This is a genomic window from Polynucleobacter sp. 80A-SIGWE, from assembly GCF_018882295.1.
Taxonomy (GTDB): Bacteria; Pseudomonadota; Gammaproteobacteria; order Burkholderiales; family Burkholderiaceae; genus Polynucleobacter.
The window spans coordinates 344,572-365,923 of sequence record NZ_JACVOR010000002.1; the positions used below are offsets into that span (position 1 = coordinate 344,572).

Annotated in this window: 21 protein-coding genes; 14 read left to right on the top strand and 7 right to left on the bottom strand. The window is 46.5% G+C overall.

The window, feature by feature from the left end; all coding sequences use genetic code 11:
- Nucleotides 1–14: 14 nt before the first annotated feature.
- Nucleotides 15–488: a tetratricopeptide repeat protein gene (locus ICN25_RS06565; protein WP_216180375.1), complete on the top strand. Its 474-nt coding sequence runs from the start codon at nt 15–17 to the stop codon at nt 486–488.
- A 52-nt stretch (nt 489–540) separates the two neighbouring features.
- On the opposite strand, the gene ICN25_RS06570 is transcribed toward ICN25_RS06565, so the two are convergent.
- Nucleotides 541–834 (bottom strand): GIY-YIG nuclease family protein, encoded by a 294-nt coding sequence (locus tag ICN25_RS06570; protein ID WP_370624707.1) that lies wholly within the window; start codon nt 832–834, stop codon nt 541–543.
- 65 nt (nt 835–899) lie between these two features.
- Here ICN25_RS06570 and clpB point away from each other — a divergent pair, with 65 nt between their 5' ends.
- The 6 genes from clpB to ICN25_RS06600 all read left to right on the top strand — a co-directional run bounded on the left by clpB (nt 900) and on the right by ICN25_RS06600 (nt 8,639).
- A complete protein-coding gene (clpB, locus tag ICN25_RS06575; protein ID WP_216180381.1) occupies nt 900–3,494 on the top strand; it encodes an ATP-dependent chaperone ClpB in 2,595 nt (864 codons plus the stop codon).
- A 48-nt stretch (nt 3,495–3,542) separates the two neighbouring features.
- Complete coding sequence (locus ICN25_RS06580; protein ID WP_216180384.1) at nt 3,543–4,781, top strand: MFS transporter; 1,239 nt, start codon at nt 3,543–3,545, stop codon at nt 4,779–4,781.
- A gap of 269 nt (nt 4,782–5,050) precedes the next feature.
- Nucleotides 5,051–6,349 carry an isocitrate lyase gene (gene aceA, locus ICN25_RS06585; RefSeq protein ID WP_216180387.1) on the top strand — a complete coding sequence of 433 codons (1,299 nt, stop codon included), beginning with the start codon at nt 5,051–5,053 and terminating at the stop codon, nt 6,347–6,349.
- A gap of 104 nt (nt 6,350–6,453) precedes the next feature.
- Nucleotides 6,454–6,894 (top strand): HIT family protein, encoded by a 441-nt coding sequence (locus tag ICN25_RS06590; protein ID WP_216180390.1) that lies wholly within the window; start codon nt 6,454–6,456, stop codon nt 6,892–6,894.
- A gap of 443 nt (nt 6,895–7,337) precedes the next feature.
- Nucleotides 7,338–8,141 carry a DUF2092 domain-containing protein gene (locus tag ICN25_RS06595; protein WP_216180393.1) on the top strand — a complete coding sequence of 268 codons (804 nt, stop codon included), beginning with the start codon at nt 7,338–7,340 and terminating at the stop codon, nt 8,139–8,141.
- 18 nt (nt 8,142–8,159) lie between these two features.
- Nucleotides 8,160–8,639 (top strand): hypothetical protein, encoded by a 480-nt coding sequence (locus tag ICN25_RS06600; protein ID WP_216180396.1) that lies wholly within the window; start codon nt 8,160–8,162, stop codon nt 8,637–8,639.
- Nucleotides 8,640–8,712: 73 nt separating this feature from the next.
- Here the strand turns inward: ICN25_RS06600 and ICN25_RS06605 are convergent, their stop codons facing one another.
- Genes ICN25_RS06605 through ICN25_RS06630 form a run of 6 tightly spaced genes read right to left on the bottom strand, consistent with a single transcriptional unit; the run spans nt 8,713 to nt 13,900 of the window.
- Nucleotides 8,713–9,507, bottom strand: coding sequence for a DUF4239 domain-containing protein (locus ICN25_RS06605; RefSeq protein ID WP_216180399.1), 795 nt, complete (start codon nt 9,505–9,507; stop codon nt 8,713–8,715).
- A 31-nt stretch (nt 9,508–9,538) separates the two neighbouring features.
- On the bottom strand, nt 9,539–9,964 hold the full coding sequence (locus ICN25_RS06610) for a DUF1841 family protein (protein WP_216182155.1): 426 nt from the start codon (nt 9,962–9,964) through the stop codon (nt 9,539–9,541).
- A complete protein-coding gene (gene nth / locus ICN25_RS06615; protein ID WP_216182152.1) occupies nt 9,957–10,613 on the bottom strand; it encodes an endonuclease III in 657 nt (218 codons plus the stop codon). The genes ICN25_RS06610 and nth overlap by 8 nt, the downstream gene beginning before the upstream one ends.
- On the bottom strand, nt 10,613–11,305 hold the full coding sequence (rsxB, locus tag ICN25_RS06620) for an electron transport complex subunit RsxB (RefSeq protein ID WP_216180402.1): 693 nt from the start codon (nt 11,303–11,305) through the stop codon (nt 10,613–10,615). The genes nth and rsxB overlap by 1 nt, the downstream gene beginning before the upstream one ends.
- Nucleotides 11,306–11,359: 54 nt before the next feature.
- On the bottom strand, nt 11,360–12,658 hold the full coding sequence (locus ICN25_RS06625; RefSeq protein ID WP_216180405.1) for a polyhydroxyalkanoate depolymerase: 1,299 nt from the start codon (nt 12,656–12,658) through the stop codon (nt 11,360–11,362).
- 42 nt (nt 12,659–12,700) lie between these two features.
- Nucleotides 12,701–13,900: an amino acid aminotransferase gene (locus tag ICN25_RS06630; protein ID WP_216180408.1), complete on the bottom strand. Its 1,200-nt coding sequence runs from the start codon at nt 13,898–13,900 to the stop codon at nt 12,701–12,703.
- A gap of 171 nt (nt 13,901–14,071) precedes the next feature.
- Between ICN25_RS06630 and uvrB the strand changes: the two genes are divergently transcribed.
- From uvrB to hscA, 7 genes are all read left to right on the top strand, one after another.
- Nucleotides 14,072–16,225 carry an excinuclease ABC subunit UvrB gene (gene uvrB, locus ICN25_RS06635; RefSeq protein WP_255536711.1) on the top strand — a complete coding sequence of 718 codons (2,154 nt, stop codon included), beginning with the start codon at nt 14,072–14,074 and terminating at the stop codon, nt 16,223–16,225.
- A 103-nt stretch (nt 16,226–16,328) separates the two neighbouring features.
- Nucleotides 16,329–16,898: a Fe-S cluster assembly transcription factor gene (locus ICN25_RS06640; protein WP_216180411.1), complete on the top strand. Its 570-nt coding sequence runs from the start codon at nt 16,329–16,331 to the stop codon at nt 16,896–16,898.
- Between the two features lie 38 nt (nt 16,899–16,936).
- Nucleotides 16,937–18,196 carry an IscS subfamily cysteine desulfurase gene (locus ICN25_RS06645; protein ID WP_370624708.1) on the top strand — a complete coding sequence of 420 codons (1,260 nt, stop codon included), beginning with the start codon at nt 16,937–16,939 and terminating at the stop codon, nt 18,194–18,196.
- A 32-nt stretch (nt 18,197–18,228) separates the two neighbouring features.
- On the top strand, nt 18,229–18,615 hold the full coding sequence (gene iscU, locus ICN25_RS06650; protein WP_216180413.1) for a Fe-S cluster assembly scaffold IscU: 387 nt from the start codon (nt 18,229–18,231) through the stop codon (nt 18,613–18,615).
- Nucleotides 18,616–18,634: 19 nt separating this feature from the next.
- The gene (gene iscA / locus ICN25_RS06655) at nt 18,635–18,958 is read left to right on the top strand and encodes an iron-sulfur cluster assembly protein IscA (protein ID WP_046330505.1); all 324 of its coding nucleotides are present in this window, start codon (nt 18,635–18,637) and stop codon (nt 18,956–18,958) included.
- Nucleotides 18,924–19,463, top strand: coding sequence for a Fe-S protein assembly co-chaperone HscB (gene hscB / locus ICN25_RS06660; protein ID WP_216180415.1), 540 nt, complete (start codon nt 18,924–18,926; stop codon nt 19,461–19,463). The genes iscA and hscB overlap by 35 nt, the downstream gene beginning before the upstream one ends.
- 18 nt (nt 19,464–19,481) lie before the next feature.
- Nucleotides 19,482–21,347, top strand: coding sequence for a Fe-S protein assembly chaperone HscA (gene hscA / locus ICN25_RS06665; protein ID WP_216180417.1), 1,866 nt, complete (start codon nt 19,482–19,484; stop codon nt 21,345–21,347).
- The last annotated feature ends 5 nt before the right edge of the window (nt 21,348–21,352 follow it).

The following is a 21,352-nucleotide window of genomic DNA, read 5'->3' on the forward strand; positions in this document are numbered from 1 at the left end:
ATATAAGGCCCCACATGATTAAGGCAACGAAGCGTAATTTAATTAGCAAACTATTTTTATCCTTTGCCCTTGCAATAGCACCCTGGGTAGTTTCAGTAGCTGCTGACAGTACTCCAGCTAAGTCTGATCCAGCTTGGCTAACGGATGCCCGCGCCAGCATTAAATCCAATAATTATGATCAAGCAATAAAGCAATTGCAGTCGGCAAACGAAGTCAACTCGGCAGACTGGAACAATCTCATGGGATACAGCCTTCGTAAAAAACAGCCACCAGATTTAGTGTCATCTGAAAAGTACTACCAGGCGGCACTCAAGATCGACCCAAGTCATCGGGCTGCTTTGGAGTATTACGGTGAGCTACTTTTAATGAAGAAGGATTTACCTGGAGCTGAGGCTATGTTGGCAAGACTCGACAAGGCATGTTTATTTAGTTGTGAAGAGTACAGAGACCTCAAAGCGAGTATTGCGAAGTATCAAGGTAAAAAGTAATTCTTTAGCCCTAAATGCTGTCCACCGACTGTGGGCGCTTCACATTTGTAGTCTAAACTTCAAAAAAGCCCAGCTTTTCCGATCTGGGCAACTTCTTTAACTTAGCCTCCGCCTTAGACGCCTCAGATCGATCTGGGTGCTCTTGGGTGGCCAAAAGGATTACAGGTCTGCGAGCCCTCGTATACCGAGCACCATCCCCTGAATTATGGGCTGCCAAGCGATGTTCTAGGCGGTTCGTAATGCCAGCGTAATAGCTGCCATCAGAGCACTCTAGGAGGTAAACAAGCCAGGTCAAAATAGGGATAAATTCGCTTAAAAAGAGGTCTAACAGACTTGAAATTATCAAGAATGCCCCTATATTCTATAGATAGATATATGTAAAAAATAGCTGTAGTAGATAGGACTTAAAAAATGAGAATAGATAAATTAACTACTAAATTTCAAGAAGCGCTCAGCGAGGCGCAAAGCCTTGCTTTGGCAAAGGACAATCAATATATCGAGCCAGCCCACTTGCTCTTGGCGATGTTGCGTGATTCTGATGGTGGTGCCAAGAGTTTGTTAACTCGCGCCGGTGTTAATGTGCCTGGTCTTGAGAAGGCAACCGAGAAGCTTATTGGCAATCTTCCCGAAGTGCAGGGCACTAGTGGTGACGTTCAGGTCGGCCGTGATTTAAGCAACTGGCTCAACTTATGTGAAAAAGAAGCTAATAAGCGTAACGATCAATTTATCGCTGGTGAGCTATTTTTGCTGGTGGTGGCAGATGATAAGGGCGAGCTCGGCAAGATTGCTCGTGAGAATGGATTAAATCGTAAATCGTTAGAGGCGGCTATTGATTTAGTGCGCGGAGGAGAGTCAGTGAATAGTGCAGATGCTGAAGGTCAACGTGAAGCCTTAAAGAAATACACCGTCGATTTAACTGAGCGTGCTCGTATGGGCAAGCTTGATCCTGTTATTGGTCGCGATGATGAAATTCGTCGCACCATTCAGATCTTGCAACGTCGCGGTAAAAACAACCCAGTACTCATTGGTGAGCCAGGTGTTGGTAAGACTGCCATCGTCGAGGGCTTGGCCCAACGCATTATTAATGGCGAAGTTCCAGAAACCCTCAAAAACAAGCGCGTCCTCGTATTGGATATGGCATTGTTATTGGCGGGTGCCAAGTACCGTGGTGAATTCGAAGAACGTCTAAAGGCTGTTTTAAGCGATGTAGCTAAAGACGAAGGTCAGACCATCATCTTTATTGATGAGATTCATACGATGGTTGGCGCTGGTAAAGGTGATGGTGCAATGGATGCCGGCAATATGCTCAAGCCCGCCTTAGCGCGTGGTGAGCTGCATTGCATCGGTGCAACGACTTTAGATGAGTACCGCAAGTACATTGAGAAAGATCCAGCGCTTGAGCGTCGCTTCCAAAAAGTCATGGTGGAAGAGCCAAGCGTAGAGGCAACAATTGCCATCTTGCGTGGCTTGCAAGAGCGCTATGAGCTGCACCACGGTATTGAAATTACTGATCCTGCCATCGTCGCAGCGGCAGAGTTATCTCATCGTTACATCACTGATCGTTTCTTGCCAGATAAGGCGATTGATTTAATTGATGAGGCTGGTTCACGCATTCGGATGGAGATTGATTCCAAGCCTGAAGTGATGGATAAGTTAGAGCGTCGCCTGATTCAGCTCAAGATTGAGCGTGAAGCTGTTAAGAAAGAAAAAGATGAAGCATCACAAAAACGTCTCGGCCTCATTGAGGATGAGATCAAGCGTCTTGGCGCCGAGTACGCTGACCTAGAAGAAATCTGGAAGGCGGAAAAAGGTGCCGTATTGGGTGCCGCTCATCTCAAAGAAGAGATTGAAAAAGTCCGTGCTGATATTGCTAAGTTGCAACGCGATGGCAAGTTAGAGCAAGTTGCTGAATTGCAATACGGCAAGCTGCCTGAGCTTGAGGCTAAGCTTAAATCTGCCGCAGCTGCTGAAGCAAAAGGCGATAAAGATGGCGTGGTCAAGAATAAGCTCTTGCGCACCCAAGTGGGCGCAGAGGAGATTGCGGAAGTAGTGTCACGTGCAACTGGTATTCCGGTATCGAAGATGATGCAGGGTGAGCGCGATAAGTTATTGAAGATGGAAGAGCTCCTTCATAAGCGCGTAGTTGGTCAGGAAGAGGCTATTCGTGCGGTATCGGATGCTATTCGTCGTTCCCGTGCCGGTCTTGCTGAAGAGAATCGTCCTTACGGGTCATTCTTATTCTTGGGCCCTACAGGCGTAGGTAAGACTGAGCTTTGCAAAGCCTTGGCTGGTTTCTTATTCGACAGCGAGGATCATTTAATTCGTATCGACATGAGTGAATTCATGGAGAAGCACAGCGTGGCTCGTTTAATCGGCGCGCCTCCAGGCTATGTTGGTTACGAAGAGGGTGGTTACTTAACTGAACAGGTACGTCGCCACCCATACAGTGTCATCTTGTTTGATGAAATTGAAAAAGCACATCCCGATGTCTTCAACGTACTTTTGCAAGTATTGGATGATGGCCGCTTAACCGATGGCCAAGGTCGTACTGTTGATTTCAAGAACACTGTGATTGTGATGACTAGTAATATTGGCTCGCATCTCATTCAGTCAATGACTGATAAGAAGCAGTCCGAGATCAAAGATGCGGTATTTGAAGAGCTGAAGAATCATTTCCGTCCAGAGTTCCTCAATCGTATTGATGAGATCGTGGTATTCCATGGCTTGGATAAAGGCAACATCGCTAATATTGCGAAGATCTTGCTCAAGAACTTGTCGGATCGGTTGGCAAAGGTGGATATGCAGATGGAAGTCAGCGATGCTGCCCTTAGCAAGATTGCGGAAGTCGGTTTTGATCCTGTATTTGGAGCCAGACCCCTAAAGCGTGCGATTCAGCAACATATCGAGAACCCAGTTTCTAAGATGATCTTAGAAGGCAAGTTTGGTCCTAAGGACACCGTTCCTGTGAACGTCGATAAGAACGGCGACTTTAGCTTTAGCAAGTAAGACAAAGCAATATCAGCAGGAATTTCCCTGCACCAGTAAACTCGGTACATGACTGACGCTCTGAAAATGAGGCGCGCCAGTGATGTCCGGGTTGTTGGTCTCATTAGCCTGGCTCACGGCAGCTCCCATTTCTTTCATTTAATCCTGCCGCCCATGTTCCCATGGTTGAAGGCGGAGTTTGGGTTTAACTATGCTGAGCTAGGTCTGCTCATGACCATTTTCTTTGTGGTCTCCTGCATTGTCCAAGCAGCATCTGGTTTTTTGGTAGATCGTATTGGGGCCCGCCCCGTACTTTTTGCTGGGGTTGGTTTGCTTGCATTGGCTGCACTGACTTATTCACAAAGTAATGGTTATGCCATGTTGGTTTTGGGCGCAGTAATAGCGGGATGTGGCAATGGCGTTTTTCATCCCGTTGATTACACGCTGATCAATCACAAAATTTCACCGCCTAATTTGCCTTATGCCTATTCCATTCATGGGGTAACAGGCTATATCGGTTGGGCAGCAGCTCCAGCCTTTATGGTGGCTGTGGCTACTATCGCTGATTGGCGTATTGCCTTTTTATCTGCTGCAGTGCTTGAGGCGTTGATCTTATTGACTCTCTGGATTGGTAGAGCGCGCTTAATTGATGATGTTCATGCAAGGCGCGAGGAGTCGCAGGCTAGTCATGCTCAAAGCAATCCTGGTGGGGCACCGATGAGTACCTTTGGATTTTTGAAGTTACCGGTTGTATGGCTTTGCTGGATTTTCTTTTTCTTTAGCATGGCTGCAACGACAGGCCTGCAGTCATTTGCCCCAACCGCGCTTTTTAAGATCTATGACATTGCCGTGAGTTCCGGTAATTACTACTTAACGCTCATGTCTATGGGTGGTGCCGGAGGGATGCTTTTGGGTGGCTATCTTGCTACCAAGTTAAAAGTGCCCGAACGCATTATTACGATCTGCTTTACCGTCAATATCGTGATGGGTCTTTTATTGGCTACCGGTTTAGTGCCAGTTGAATTGATTGTGATTGCTTTTATTGTGATTGGACTTGGTCTGGGCATTGCTGCTCCATCACGTGACTTGATGATTCGCTCTGCGACACCGTCAGGGTCATCCGGAAGGGTGTACGGCATTGTTTACTCTGGCATCGATCTAGGTGCTGCTCTAAGCCCATTAATCTTCGGAATCTTCTTGGATGTTGGCTTGCCAAAGCTCTTATTCATTGGCGTAGCAGTCCTGCAGCTCATGATTATTTTGACTGGATTCAAAGTCGCTACTATCAGCGCCCCAAAAACTACCTAGATAGTTACTTTCTTTTCATAATGTGAAAAGACATTCCCATACGTAAAATGCAGTGCAACATTTGAGGTTTGGAATTCTTTCGCCCCTTGAATGGCCATTCCATATTATAAAAATTATCATTTAACTTATTGAATTAATTGAATTAATTATTTTCAGTTTTTACTGAAATAGTGCTTGCATGCTTTTCCTGGATCCTTAAACTCTTATATAAGACATAAGACTTGAATGTCCAAATATTTGAAGTACTTGTTTAACTTAGGGAGAAAAACATGGCAGATCGCAAAGCAGAAATCGCAGCACTACAAAAAGACTGGGATACCAATCCACGCTGGAAAGGTATTACTCGTGGTTACACGGCTGAAGACGTTATTCGTCTCCGTGGCTCATTGAAGATTGAGCACACATTGGCAAAGCATGGCGCAGAGCGTCTCTGGGACTTGGTTAATAACGAAGCTTACGTTAACTGTTTAGGTGCTTTGACTGGTGGTCAAGCAATGCAACAAGTTAAAGCTGGCGTTCAAGCTATTTACTTGTCAGGTTGGCAAGTTGCTGCTGACGGTAACTCATACGCAGCGATGTATCCAGACCAATCTTTGTATCCAGTTGACTCAGTTCCTAAGATGGTTGAGCGTATTAATAACTCATTCCAACGCGCTGACGAAATCCAAACCGCCAAAGGCATTAACAAAGGCGACGCTGGTTATATCGAGTATTTCGCTCCAATCGTTGCTGATGCTGAAGCTGGTTTCGGTGGTGTATTGAATGCATTTGAACTAAGCAAAGCATTGATCAAGCAGGGCGCTGCTGGCGTTCACTTTGAAGATCAACTCTCTTCTGTTAAGAAGTGCGGTCACTTGGGTGGCAAGGTATTGTTGCCTACTACTGAGTCTGTTCAGAAACTGATCTCTGCACGTTTAGCTGCTGACGTAATGGGTGTTCCAACCATCATCTTGGCTCGTACTGATGCTGAAGCTGCTGACTTGTTGACATCTGACTACGATGCAAACGACAAGCCATTCTTGACAGGCGAGCGCACTGCTGAAGGCTTCTACAAAACACGTAAGGGCTTGGATCAAGCGATCTCCCGTGGTTTGGCATACGCTGCATACGCTGATATGGTTTGGTGTGAAACAGGTACTCCTGACCTCGAGTTTGCTCGTCAGTTCGCTGAAGCAATTCGCGCGAAGTTCCCAGGCAAGATGTTGGCTTACAACTGCTCACCATCTTTCAATTGGAAGAAGAACTTGGACGACGCAACAATTGCGAAGTTCCAACGCGAATTAGGCGCAATGGGCTACAAGTATCAGTTCATCACATTGGCTGGTATTCACTCCATGTGGTACAACATGTTCGACTTGGCTCAAGACTACATGCAGCGCGGTATGACTGCTTACATCGAGAAAGTACAAGAGCCAGAATTTGCTGCTCGTGATCGTGGTTACACATTCGTATCCCATCAGCAAGAAGTTGGCACTGGTTACTTCGACGATGTAACTACTGTGATTCAGGGTGGCAAGTCTTCAGTAACAGCGTTGACTGGTTCTACAGAAGAAGAGCAGTTCCACTAAGAAATCCCTAAGTAGTACGTAGTAGCAGTAATATCCTTACTGTCGCGGCATCTAAATTACCTCACAAGGGTGACTTAGATGCCGTTTTCGTTTACATTCTTCCCATGACTAATTGCGTACTCTGTAAAGAAGAACTCAAGCCTGAAGAGGGTCAGTTAATTTGGCGTGGTGATGACTGCCGTGTGATCCTAGTAAACGATCCCGATCTTCCTGGTTTTTGCCGCGTGATCTGGAATCGGCATGTCGCTGAAATGACTGATCTGACTTATGGTGAGCGGGAGCACCTCATGGCCTTGGTCTTTGCGGTTGAAGGGGCTGTAAGGCATGTAATGCACCCAGAGAAGGTCAATATTGCAGCGCTGGGTAATATGGTTCCCCATATCCATTGGCATGTGATCCCTAGATACAAAGACGATGCCTTCTTTCCGGGTTCAGCCTGGTCTCAAAAGACCCAGAAAACTCCCGCAGCAAATTTAGAAGCAAGAAAAAAATTAGCTCAAGAACTGCCTGCTGCAATCAAGTCTGCCATTGCGGCACTTTCCTGAGGAATAAGTGAAGAAACCCATGAGATTTTTAAAACAGCTTTATTTGTGTGCCGCACTAATTTTGGTTGGCTGCTCTACGGTAGCGAATTATCAGGCAAACCTACAAACCTGGGTTGGTCAATCTGAGCAAGCGTTAGAGGCTAGTTGGGGAGTGCCATCATCCATTGTCATTAGTGGAAATACAAGGTATCTGACTTATGCCCGCAATGATGGAGTTTATGTGCAAGGTGGCTATTGGGGAAGGACTGTTACACCTTTATATTGCTCTACCATCTTCTCAATTCAAAATAATGTTGTAGTACAGGCTCAGTTTCAGGGGAATGAGTGCACATCCTATTAAAGACAATGTTCTCTTTATCAGGGTTTGCCCGTCCCAATAGGCTGCCGTTGCAGGGGTGATTGCAATAGAATTTGCATTACACCCACTTAATTTAAGGCTCTTTATGCATTCGCTTAGCAAGATCGTTGCTGCGCTGGTTTCATGTTGTATTTTGAGTATTGCCAGTGCTCAGTCCGCAGGTGGTAATCGTCCCGAGGCGCCAAAGAGACCTCAGTTACCAAAGGGCATGACGGCAATTGAACCAGCTGCTTTGGATCTTTTGAAGGCAATGACGGACAAGTTATCCGCAGCCAAGTCTATGCAGTTTGAAGCTTTAGTCCTATCTGAGTTTCCATCAATTGATGGAATTCCTGTAATTTATTCAACTGCTGCAAAAGTGGCGCTTCAGCGCCCGAATAAGTTTGATGTAGTTGTTTGGGGTGATGGGCCTTCAAGCGAGGTTCTGTTTAATGGCAAGCAATTATTTGCCTATAGCCCTGAAAAAAATCTAGTGGCCGTTAGCAATGCGCCGAGCAATATAGATGAGGCCGCAAAATTTGCTTACGAAAAGGCGGGATTGTTTTTCCCTGGTGATGATTTGATTCTCTCCAATCCTTATGCGCACTTAACCCAGGGCCTTACCGATGCCTTTATTGTTGGCAAGACGAAGCTGGTGGGTGGTGTAGAGACTAATGTCATTGTGATGGCTGGTAGACAGTTGCAGGGCCAAATCTGGATTGGTGCTAAAGATAATCTTCCTTATATGGCCTCTTGGATTTACTTAGGTGATAAATCTTTGCCAAGAACAACGCTCCAATATAAAAACTGGAAACTCAATTCCAGTATTCCTGAGACACGCTTTGATGCTGGTAGATTTTCAAAGGCGCTCACTATTGAATTCGCGCAGCCTGATGCGCCTCTTAATTAAAAGCATTAGGGACATCACATGAAAATTCTTTCGTACGTTTTATTGGGCTTGGTTGGTTTCGCTACATTAACTGCTACTACGGATGCTGAAGCCTATTGGCATGGCTACCGCGGAGGTTGGCGCGGTCCAGGTTGGGGTGGTGGCTGCTGGCGTTGTGGACCGGGTTGGGTTGGGCCTGCAGCAGTTGTGGCGGGTACTGAGGTGGTTGAGGGTTCTACCGCACCGCAAGTCGTAGTTGAGCAGGCGCCGGCACCTGTTTATGTGCAGCAAGCTGCACCTGCCGTTGTGGTGCCTGCTGCTGCACCAGTAGCAGTTGCTCCCGGACCAGCTGGTGCTGTAGGTTATTCAATTCCACCAATTGGCTCGACTTTCCCAAACCTATTGCCTGGATGTTTTCTGGCCCCAAGAAATGGGATTAATTTCTATCAATGCCAAGGCTTCAGAATGAGACCGCTTTACGGTGGAAACGCCTTCTACTATCGCGTTGTGCCAGGATGATAAAAAACCACCTTCGGGTGGTTTTTTATTGGTGACTAACTACCTAGCTCCGAAGAGTCAACGAACCATCAATTTATTTATTTAAATTGATGGTTCCCAACATCCATAATGATTCCTCGAGTTGATAAGGTTTGACAGGATTCCACATGCCATAAGGCGAAATAGTGATGTAGAGAAAAGTCATCGCCGTGAGTATGCATAGCGACGCTATTGATAGTGATGCTTTCATCGCTTTAATGCTGCCAAGATGCACGATCCCAACTGAAATAAGCAGCAGAATCGAAGAAATGGGGATGACAATCCATTTTTTTATATTGTCGGTGTCATATGCTATTGATTGTCTAACTTTCCGATTGTGCCGAATGATGGTTAACTCTGCTTCAAGTTGACTCACTATGGAAGGGCGCTGATTAGGTTGGTACGCTATCTGGTTGATTGTCTTGCTTAAGGTTATAAATTCAGGCAATGCAATCTCTCGATTTTTAGCCTCTTTTTCATTCATAGCCGGCCATTCTTTTTCAATGACTGCATTGAGATAGTCTTTTACCACCGACTTAATTTGCGCCTGATCCTGTGGGGGTAAGACTGTTGAGATATTGATGAGGCTATCAATTGCGCTTGATTCAGTAATCAAGTTGGAGATAGCTGATTCATGCTTCTCAAATGAAAAGCCCGCAAGGGTAGAAACAGTAAGCCCAAAAATAAATGCAGTAATGGATAGGAAAGATGGAACGACTGCATCTGAATCATTAAGCCATCGAGATATGGGCGAGTCATTTAGAGTCCAGTAAATCGCATAGGTGACTAATGCAATCATGACTATGGAGGCTGCCAAAAATTTCAATACATCAAGAGTGAATGGAGTCATTGCTTGGTTCCGGGCTGTCTCTGTAGAGCGTTTAGTTTAGCTTCTTCAGTGCTTCAAGATACTTCTCGGGGCTGAGCGGCTGACCCTCACGCTGCGCTTCCCACATCACCTGTCCAAGGCATTCCATCATGGCGTGTTGTGCTTCGTGTTCAGACCCCAGCTTCTTTGCTAGATTTTCTGCAATCGCTTTAATGCCTGGCGGTTGATCAATGGAGATTTGCTCGCTAATCGACAGGTGCATTGAGAGGTGCAAGAAGGGGTTGGTCTCACCGCGTTCTGGTGTGTAGTCTTGTGCCACTGCGCCTTCTGGATCTGATAGAAGAGTGTGATATTCCGGGTGCTCAAGCATCCAGTCGCTGGCAATCATTTCCATTGGCGTCAGAATCTGATTCTCAGTTTTCTTCTTCCAGGTGTCACAGAAAAAGCGACGCACTTCTTCGCGAGTTGGATTAAATATTGCCACGAACTTTTCCTTTGCCAGTTTTTTGTTTAAATCCACAGAGTGGTTCAACAATGCATTGCTCACAATCAGGGCTACGTGCCTTGCAGGTATATCTACCATGCAGAATAAGCCAATGGTGAGCATCCATTAGGAACTCTTTTGGCACACGCTTCAGTAATTGTTCCTCTACCTTTACAACATCCTTGCCGGGCGCTAAACCCGTTCGGTTTGAGACTCTAAAGATATGGGTATCAACAGCCATGGTGGGTTGGCCAAAAGCAGTATTGAGGATGACGTTCGCAGTTTTTCTGCCAACACCAGGCAGTGCCTCTAGATCTTCTCTGATTTGCGGAACTTCACCACCATGTTTTTCCAGGAGCAGTCGGCAAGTTTCTTGGATATGCCTACCTTTGGAATTGAATAAACCAATGTGTTGAATAAAGGGTTTAACGCCTTCCTCACCCAGATCCAAAAGTGCTTGAGGTGTATTGGCAATCTTAAAAAGCTTGCGCGTACCTTTATTCACTGAAATGTCGGTGGCTTGTGCAGATAGCAAAACGGCAATGAGTAATTCAAAGGGAGAGCTGTATTCCAGTTCTGTTTCTGGGTGGGGATTATTTTCCCGGAGCAATTCAAAAAAGGCTTGGCGCTTTTCGAGATTCATCATTTCTTTTGCTGGGCTCTCGCAATGGCAGCGGCGATGATGGCTCGCTTTCTTTCTTGCTCTTTTATAGCCTCTTCTGAATCTGGATTCTCCGCATTGACTGCTACCAATTTAGCGGCAGCTTTCTTTGCCAGCCTCTCATCATTGTCACGCTGTTCGCGATCTAGTCGGATATCACGCGCCTCGTATCGAGTACGTGCGAGTTGCGCCAATTCAGGTGACCAAGCATCCCAGCCGGTTTTCTCATCGGTAACATCAATCATGGTGATGCAATCTACGGGGCAGGGCGGTATGCAAAGATCACACCCCGTGCACCAATCACTCAAGACCACGTGCATTTGTTTTGAGGCTCCCACAATCGCATCTACGGGGCACGCCTGAATACATAAGGTGCAACCAATGCAAGTCTTGGGATCAATAAATGCTACCGGCCTAGGGCGTTCTATGCCGCATTCAGAATCAATCTGAGGGTGCAGTTCAAAAGCATCCTGAGGGAAGATGGGGGCAAGGATGGCGCTGAGTCTCTGAATGCCCTCTGCGCCTCCAGGAGGGCAGCGATTAGGCAAAGCCTCGCCTGTTGCCATTGCTTCTGCATAGGCTCTGCAGTCTGGGTAGCTGCATTTGGTGCATTGGGTTTGAGGAAGGATGTCCTCGAGACGATTGGCAAGCTCTTTCGTCTGCTGAATATTCATTGCAATTGGTGTGCCCTAAAACTAGAAGCGCGACCCTAGAGTCGCGCTGCTGTTTTATGCAGACTTTGAGCCTTCTAATTTAGGAGGTCTGGCCCTTGTTTTTTTCTGAACGCCTTGGTGCTCACGAATAAACGACTTAATTTTTGGATATACCTTTTCACGCCAGCGACGGCCGGAGAAGATGCCGTAGTGCCCAGCACCCGCAACTTCGTAGTGATCTTTATCAGTTTTTGGAATGCCTGCACACAAGGCATGTGCTGAACGAGTCTGCCCGCTACCAGAAATATCATCTAACTCACCCTCAACAGTAAGAAGGGCGGTTTTCTTAATATCTTGTGGCTTAACTAGATCGCCGGATACTTCCCATGTGCCATTTGGCAATGAGTAGTCCTGGAACACGGTCTTAATCGTGTCTAAATAGAACTTCGCATCCATGTCGAGAACAGCGTTGTATTCATCATAGAAACGGATATGCGCTTCGGCATCTTGTTCGTCGCCGCGCACTAGATTTTGGAAGTAATCCCAATGTGACTGCAAGTGGTTCTGGGGATTCATAGCAATAAAACCAGTGTGTTGCAAGAAGCCTGGATACACTTTGCGACCAGCGCCTGGGTAGCCCGGTGGCACTTTATAAACCACATGACTCTCAAACCAATCGTAAGACTTTTGATCGGCTAGGTTATTAACAGCAGTCGGTGACTTACGTGCATCAATTGGGCCGCCCATCATGATCATAGAGGCCGGCGTTACTTCACCGGCAGAGGCCATCAAAGAGATTGCACCAAGCGTAGGAACTGTTGGTTGGCAAACAGAGATCACATGTAAGTTCTCAGCGCCAATAGCGCGGATGAAATCTTGCACATAATGAACATAGTCATCTAAACCAAAGTCACCTGCATCCGCAGGAACAATGCGAGCATCGATCCAGTCAGTGATGTATACCTTGTGATCTTGCAATAGTGTGCGCACAGTGTCGCGCAATAATGTGGAGTGATGTCCAGATAGCGGGGCAACTACCAATACCGATGGATCATCTTTGAGTTTCTTGATAACTTCGACATCATCAGAGAAACGCTTGAAGCGAATTAAATTGCAAAATGGTTTGGCAACGATCGTTCTTTCGTGAATCGCCACTTCTTTTCCGTGTGCCTTTACAGAGCGAATACCGAACTCTGGTTTCTTATAGTCTTTACCTAAGCGGTAGAGAAGTTCGTAACTAGCAGCTAAACGTTCGGAGCCCGGAACCTTGGACGCAGGATTTGAAGCGTTAATGAAGGCTTCAGAAGCAGCGCGAGCCCATGAGCTCATTGGTTGAAGTAAGGCTTTTTGAAATTCGTGTAGCTGATATAGCATGGTGACTCCTAGTAAATCAGTGTAGCCGCTTATTGCGCGTTGTTACGCCAATACGCGGGCGATTGCTTTGGCTACTTTATCAATATTTTTAGTATTGAGAGCAGCCACACAAATACGGCCTGTGGAGAGGGCATAAATACCATCTTCCTTTTGTAAACGCTCAACTTGCTCGGCACTTAAGCCAGAGTAAGAGAACATACCGCGCTGCGCTTCGATAAAAGCAAAGTCTTGCTTTACACCAGCAGCAGCGAGTTTTTGTACGAGTCCTTGACGCATTGCTTTAATGCGATCACGCATCTCAGCCAATTCATCTTCCCAAAGTTTTCTGAGTTCTGGTGAATTTAGAACAGCGGCTGCAATAGCGGCACCATGAGTTGGCGGGTTGGAATAATTTGTGCGAATCACGCGCTTCAATTGAGACAGCACGCGAGTAGATTCATCTTTGCTTTGGGTCACGATGGATAAAGCGCCAACGCGCTCACCATAGAGTGAGAATGATTTGGAGAAAGAGCTTGAAACAAAGAAAGACATTCCAGATTCAGCGAACAGACGTACTGCAATACCGTCTTGCTCAATACCAGCAGCGAAGCCTTGGTAAGCCATATCCAGGAACGGAATTAATTCTTTTGCTTTGCAGATAGCGATTACTTGACGCCATTGCGCTTCAGTAATGTCTGCACCAGTTGGGTTGTGGCAGCAAGCGTGTAGCAATACAGTGGTGAACTTAGGGAAAGACTCTAAAGACTTCACCATGCCATCAAAATCAACACCACGTGTTTTGCCGTCGAAGTAGGTGTACTCAACTACTTCAAATCCTGCGGATTCAAAAATACCGCGGTGGTTTTCCCAGGTAGGGTTACTAATTGCGCAAGGCGCATTTAAATTGAGGCGCTTAATAAAGTCTGCGCCAACGCGCAACGCACCAGTGCCACCAAGGCACTCAGCAGTCACAACGCGACCATCTTTAATCAGGGAAGAATCAGCGCCGAACAATAGGTTCTGTACTGCGCTGTTGTATGGGTTTGGACCTTCAATTGGAATGTAGCTACGAGGAGAGTGCTTTGCAACAATTGCCTCTTCAGCTTTAATGACTGCCTTCAAAAGAGGTACCTTGCCTTCGTCGGTGTAGTACACGCCAACACCCAGATTGACCTTGTCTGCGCGTTGATCGGCGACATAGGCTTCTGTGAGGCCAAAAATAGGGTCTTTAGGGGCTAACTGGACTGAAGTGAAAAGGTTCATTTGAGGGTCGAAAAGGGTAGTTAATAAGGTATTACAGGCTTAATTGACGTTAAATTCAGTTAAATTTACTTTAAATGGCTGTTTTTGAGGCTAGATTCAACTATTTCCAAATAAAAACGGCAAAATCAATGTTTGTACAAAATTCGCTGTGAACTAAAAGTCACAGGTGAAATGATAGCTGAGATGCCCCCTAAGTTGCCTAAAACTTCCTCAAATTCTAAAGACGCTGAAAGCAAGAAAAGCCCTGTGGCCGATCCTTTGGGTGAGGTAGGCCACGACCTGGATCCGGCTAAGTTCGTTTCCTTCCCAGATTCGCCATTTCAGCTCTATCAGCCGTTTCCACCCGCAGGCGATCAACCGGCTGCAATTGATGCTCTGGTGGCTGGAATTGAGGACGGATTGACCTTTCAGACCCTTTTAGGGGTCACAGGCTCGGGCAAAACCTTCACGATGGCTAATGTGATTGCTAGAACTGGTCGTCCAGCCATCATTTTTGCCCCCAATAAGACCCTAGCCGCCCAGCTCTATAGTGAATTTCGAGAGTTTTTCCCTAAAAATGCGGTGGAGTACTTTGTTAGTTACTACGACTACTACCAGCCAGAGGCCTATGTCCCGACACGTGATTTGTTCATTGAAAAGGATTCATCAATCAATGAGCATATTGAGCAAATGCGACTGTCCGCCACTAAGAGCTTATTGGAGAGACGTGACGTCATCATCGTAGCCACTGTCTCCGCAATTTACGGTATTGGTAATCCAGGCGACTATCACAGCATGGTGATGACTTTACGTCCTGGTGACAAGATGAGTCAGCGCGATATTTTGATGCGCTTAATTGCGATGCAGTATGACCGCAACGAAACCGATTTCAAGCGCGGTGTTTTTAGAGTGCGGGGCGACACGATTGATATCTTCCCGGCTGAGCATAATGAATTAGCTGTGCGCGTTGAACTTTTTGATGATGTCATCGAGAGCTTGCAATTCTTTGATCCGCTTACTGGAAGAATTCGTCAGAAAATTCCTCGCTTTACTGTCTACCCGAGTTCGCACTACGTTACGCCGCGCGACACAGTTCTTAAAGCGATTGAAACGATCAAAGCGGAGTTACGTATTCGCTTGGATGAATTCGTTAAAGATGGAAAGTTAGTTGAAGCACAACGTTTAGAGCAGCGCACTCGTTTTGATTTAGAGATGCTCAATGAATTGGGATTCTGCAAAGGTATTGAGAACTACTCCCGCCACCTCTCTGGCGCCATGCCTGGTGAGGCCCCGCCGACCCTGGTAGATTACTTGCCGAACGACGCCTTGATGTTCTTGGATGAGAGTCACGTCTTGATAGGGCAGCTTAATGCCATGTACAACGGCGATAAATCTCGCAAACATACTTTGGTCGAGTTTGGTTTCCGCTTGCCTTCAGCAATGGACAACCGTCCGCTTAAGTTCACCGAGTTTGAAACCAAGATGCGTCAAACTGTTTTCGTCTCTGCAACACCAGCTGATTACGAAAATACGCACACCGGACAAGTCGTGGAACAAGTGGCTAGACCAACAGGCTTGGTTGATCCGGAAATTGAAGTATTGCCAGCAAGCACGCAAGTAGATGATTTGCTAAATCAGATTCATGAGCGAGTCAAAGTACATGAACGTGTCTTAGTAACAGTATTAACAAAACGCATGGCCGAGCAGTTGACAGACTACTTATCTGATAACGGCGTGAAGGTGCGTTACGTCCATTCAGACATTGACACTGTAGAGCGCGTAGAAATTCTGCGTGACTTGCGTTTGGGCGTTTTTGATGTGCTGGTGGGTATTAATTTATTGCGTGAGGGTCTGGATATTCCAGAGGTCTCACTGGTTGCCATTTTGGATGCGGATAAAGAAGGCTTCTTGCGCTCTGAGCGTAGCTTGATTCAGACGATTGGTAGGGCGGCACGAAACGTCAAAGGCAAGGCAATTTTGTATGCCGATCGGATTACCGATTCCATGAAGCGGGCAATGGGGGAGACTGAGCGTCGCCGAACCAAGCAAATCGCCTTTAATAAGGCGAATGGGATTGAGCCACGCGGCGTCCAAAAGCGCATTAAAGACATTATTGATGGGGTCTACGACGTCAAGGAGAAGCGCTCTGAGATGCAGGTGGAGCAGGAGCGGGCTCGCTATGAGGATATGAGCGAGAAGGACCTGGCAGGCGAAATCAAGCGTTTGGAGAAGCAAATGAACTCTGAGGCCAAGAATTTGGAGTTTGAGAAGGCTGCAGCTACCCGGGATCGCCTTACTAAAGTTAAAGAAATGGCCTTTGGGGCGCGCTCGAGGGATGCTATTTAATCCTGAGCAGATTAGTGGGGTATATGGTAAAGTTGAGCGGAATGGTCGGGTATTACCCGCCCGACTGTTAGCTGTCCATAACAATCCATTACCAAGGTGACATATGAGACTTACAACCAAAGGCCGTTTTGCAGTAACCGCAATGATTGATTTAGCCCTGCGTGAAACGCACGGGCCTGTAACTTTGGCTGGAATTAGCCAAAGACAGAAGATTTCCCTGTCTTACTTAGAGCAGTTGTTCGGCAAATTACGCCGTTTCAATATTGTTGAGAGCACTCGTGGTCCTGGCGGTGGTTACACCCTAGCCCGCAAGTCAGAAGAAATTAGCGTGGCCGACATCATTGTGGCCGTGGATGAGCCTCTAGATGCAACCCAATGTGGCGGCAAGGGCAATTGCCATAGTGATGAAGAAAACCATGGTCGTTGTATGACGCATGATCTGTGGTCAAACCTGAATGCCAAGATGGTGGAGTACCTGAGTTCCGTGTCGTTGCGTGACTTAGTACAACAGCAATCTGGACGTGGAATCGTACTGCACGATTTGCGCCCTAAGAAAATTAAGACTGAAAGTGCCAAGGCAGAAAAGCCGGCATCAGCAGTCGCAGCAGCAAAAGAGGCCGCTCCGAAGCGACCTCTCGTGAATTCTGTTTTTAACCTGGCTCAGCAAAGTTAAGAGATTAACTTCTTAGTCTATTAATCGATAAGTAAAAAATGAACGCACCACAAGACATTCCTCAGCAGCCGATACCGATGTTTAGTCCTAAGCACTTCCCGGTGTATATGGATTATTCAGCCACCACGCCGATTGATCCGCGTGTAGTGGATAAGATGTTGCCTTACTTGCGTGAGCAGTTTGGTAATGCGGCATCTCGTAGCCATGCTTATGGTTGGGCTGCAGAAGAGGCGGTTGAGTGGGCGCGTTCAGAGGTGGCCCAGTTAGTTCATGCGGATCCAAGAGAGATCGTATTTACTAGTGGCGCAACTGAAAGTATTAACTTGGCACTCAAAGGTGCCGCCCACTTTTATAAAGATCGCGGTAATCACATCATTACCGTGAAGACTGAGCACAAGGCAACTTTAGATACATGTCGTGAGCTTGAGCGCGAGGGTTACGAAGTCACATACTTAGATGTACTGCCTGATGGCTTGATTGATTTTGCTCAGCTTGAAGCAGCAATGAAGCCTGGCACGATCTTGGTATCAGTCATGTATGTGAATAACGAGATTGGCGTTGTACAAGATATCCCTCGTATTGGAGAGTTATGCCGTACCCGTGGCGTAATCTTGCACGTGGATGCAGCCCAGGCTACTGGCAAAATCGAAATCGACTTAGAGAAGATCAAAGTTGATTTAATGAGTTTTTCCGCTCACAAGACTTATGGTCCAAAAGGTATCGGCGCTTTGTTTGTTCGTCGTAAGCCCCGTATCCGTATTGAGGCACAAATTCATGGTGGTGGTCATGAGCGCGGTATGCGTTCTGGAACATTGGCCGTTCACCAAATCGTTGGCATGGGTGAAGCTTTCCGTATTGCCCGTGTTGAAATGATTGAAGAGAATGCTCGCATTCGTGCATTGCGCGATCGCTTGTTGACTGGCCTAAAGGATATCGAAGAGGTTTATGTGAATGGTGATATGGATCACCGCGTTCCACACAACCTCAATATCAGCTTTAACTATGTTGAAGGCGAGTCAATGTTGATGGCATTAAAAGATTTGGCTATCTCATCTGGTTCAGCATGTACTTCTGCATCCTTGGAGCCGTCCTATGTATTGCGCGCACTGGGTCGCAATGATGAATTGGCGCACAGCTCAATTCGTTTTACCTTGGGTCGCTTTACTACCGAACAAGAAGTAGATTTCACTATCAAGCTGGTGAAAGAGAAGATTGCTAAGCTGCGCGAACTTTCACCGCTCTGGGAAATGTTTAAAGATGGTATTGATCTCAGCACCATCCAGTGGGCAGCACACTAAATAAAATACTAAAGAAATAACGAGGAAATACCATGGCATATAGCGATAAAGTAATTGATCATTATGAAAATCCCCGCAATGTGGGTTCTTTTGAAAAGGGTGATGACCAGGTAGGTACTGGCATGGTTGGTGCACCTGCATGCGGTGACGTCATGAAATTACAAATCCGCGTAAACAATCAGGGCGTGATTGAAGATGCTAAGTTCAAGACCTATGGTTGTGGCTCAGCAATTGCTTCATCTTCCTTGGTAACTGAGTGGGTCAAAGGTAAGACCTTAGATCAAGCCTTAGAGATTAAGAACTCCTTAATTGCGGAAGAGTTGGCTTTGCCACCTGTAAAAATTCACTGCTCTATCTTGGCTGAAGATGCCATCAAGGCAGCTGTGGCTGATTACAAAGAAAAGCATCCAGCTAAGTAACTATAAAGAGGCATCCATCATGGCAATTACCTTAACTGACAAAGCAGCAAAGCACGTACAGCGTAATTTAGATAAGCGTGGAAAAGGTTGCGGCTTGCGTTTGGGTGTTCGTACGACCGGTTGCTCTGGCTTGGCCTATCAACTGGAGTATGTGGATGAGGCTGCCCCTGAGGACGCCAAGTTTGAATCCAATGGCATCACTATTTTTATCGATCCCAAGAGCTTGGCCTATTTAGACGGCACTGAATTAGATTTTGTGCGCGAAGGATTGAACGAAGGCTTTAAGTTCCAGAATCCGAATGTAAAAGATGAGTGTGGTTGTGGTGAATCCTTCCGCGTCTGACGATTACTTTCGTTTCTTTGGTTTAGAGCAGAAATTTAATCTCGATTTGTCTGCATTGGATCAGGCATATCTAGCGATTCAAAAAGAAGTCCATCCAGATCGCCATGCTCGTGGAAGCGATACTGAGCAGCGATTAGCCATGCAAATGGCAACCTTGGCCAACACGGCTTTTCAGACTATTAAGAACCCTATTCAGCGAGGCCTTTATCTTTGCCAGCTTCATGGTGTGGATGCCCGCCTGGAAACCAATACTGCTATGCCAGCCGCTTTCCTCATGAAGCAAATGGAATGGCGTGAGAGTCTTGAGGATCAAGATGAGGACCTTGGTGCTTTGGAAGCTTTAGCTGAAGAGGTCGATCAATCCAAGCGCGAGACCTTAGTGGAGATTACGCAATCTATCGATGGCGCTAAGAACTATGAGCGTGCTGCTGAATTGCTCAGGGGCCTTCTTTTTATAGATAAGTTTGCGCTTGAGCTAGATGATGCTATCTCAGCTTTGGTATAGCTTTAAACTCTAGTCCCCATGGCCTTATTACAAATCTCCGAACCTGGTAAATCACTCGCTCCGCATCAACGTCGGATTGCGGTGGGTATCGATCTAGGCACCACTAATTCATTGGTGGCAATTGTGCGAGATGCTTTGCCTAAAGTGCTTCCCGATTCCGAAGGGCGAGAGTTGCTTCCTTCGGTAGTGCGCTATTTGCCTAATGGTAGAACCCAAGCTGGCTTTGAGGCTATTGAAAGTATTGTTTCTGATCCTAAGAACACCATTGTTTCTGTAAAACGTTTTATGGGTCGCGGTATCGTTGACGTAGAAAACATCGAGAACACGCCTTACGACTTTGTCGATGAGCCAGGCATGTTGAAGTTAAGAACAGTTGCTGGCGACAAGAGTCCCATCGAAGTCTCAGCGGAAATTCTGGCGCGCTTGCGTCAGTTAGCTGAAGACTCGGTAAATGATGACATTGTTGGTGCAGTGATTACTGTGCCTGCTTATTTTGATGATGCTCAACGTCAAGCAACTAAAGATGCTGCTAAATTGGCTGGTATCGAAGTCTTACGTTTACTGAATGAGCCCACCGCCGCTGCGATTGCCTATGGTCTAGATAATGCCTCTGAAGGTATCTACGCTGTTTACGACTTGGGTGGTGGCACCTTTGATATCTCCATCTTGAAGATGAGTAGGGGCGTGTTTGAAGTGCTCTCTACTGGCGGTGATTCTGCTTTAGGTGGTGATGACTTTGATCACCGCCTCTATTGCTGGGTGATCGAGCAGGCCAAGCTTCAGCCAATCTCGATTCAGGACCATCGCAAGCTATTACTTTCTTGCAAACATGCCAAAGAACAATTAAGTCACAACCCATTAGCCCGTGTTCATGAAACCCTCACTGATGGCACCGTAGTGAACGTCGGTATTAGCCAGGCCCAGTTTTTTGAGATTACTCAAAACTTAATCAATAAAACTTTGGTCGCTGTGAAGAAGGCTTTGCGTGACGCTGGCCTCAAGGCGGATGAAGTTAAAGGGGTGGTAATGGTTGGTGGCGCAACACGCATGCCCCATGTACAACGTGCGGTTGGCGAACTCTTTGGTACTAAGCCTTTAAATAACCTTAATCCAGATCAAGTTGTCGCACTTGGTGCGGCTATGCAGGCCGATTTACTGGCCGGCAATCAAAGCAAAGATGATGAATGGCTTTTATTGGATGTCATTCCGCTTTCCCTTGGTATTGAAACCATGGGTGGCTTGGTAGAAAAAATTATTCCGCGCAACACACCAATTCCGGTTGCGCGTGCTCAGGATTTCACAACCTTTAAGGATGGCCAAACAGCGTTAGCTATTCAGGTAGTGCAGGGTGAGCGTGAGTTAGCGCAAGATTGCCGTTCTCTAGGTAAGTTTGAGTTGCGTGGCATTCCACCGATGGCTGCTGGTGCTGCCCGTATTCGGGTGACATTCCAAGTGGATGCGGATGGACTGCTTTCAGTTAGCGCAACAGAACAGGGCTCAGGTGTGCAGGCCTCGATTGATATCAAGCCATCTTATGGCTTGACTGATGCTGAGATTGCTCGCATGTTGCAAGACGGTTTTGCTTCTGCCAAAGTGGATCTCTTGGCTAGATCTTTGCGTGAAGAGCAGGTGAATGCACAAAGATTATTAGATGCTGTGCAAACTGCATTGGATTCTGATCGTGGATTATTGAATGCTCAAGAGCAGGCTGCTGTTGATCAAGAGATGGCTGTTCTACAAAAGATTCTTACAGAAGAAACAGATAGCGCCATTTTGAGAAAGGCAGTAGATCATGCCGCAAAGGCAACCGATGATTTTGCTCAGAAGCGCATGAACGCGAGTATTCAGAAGGCCTTAGCTGGTAAGAATGTTGCAGAAATTTAAGAAAA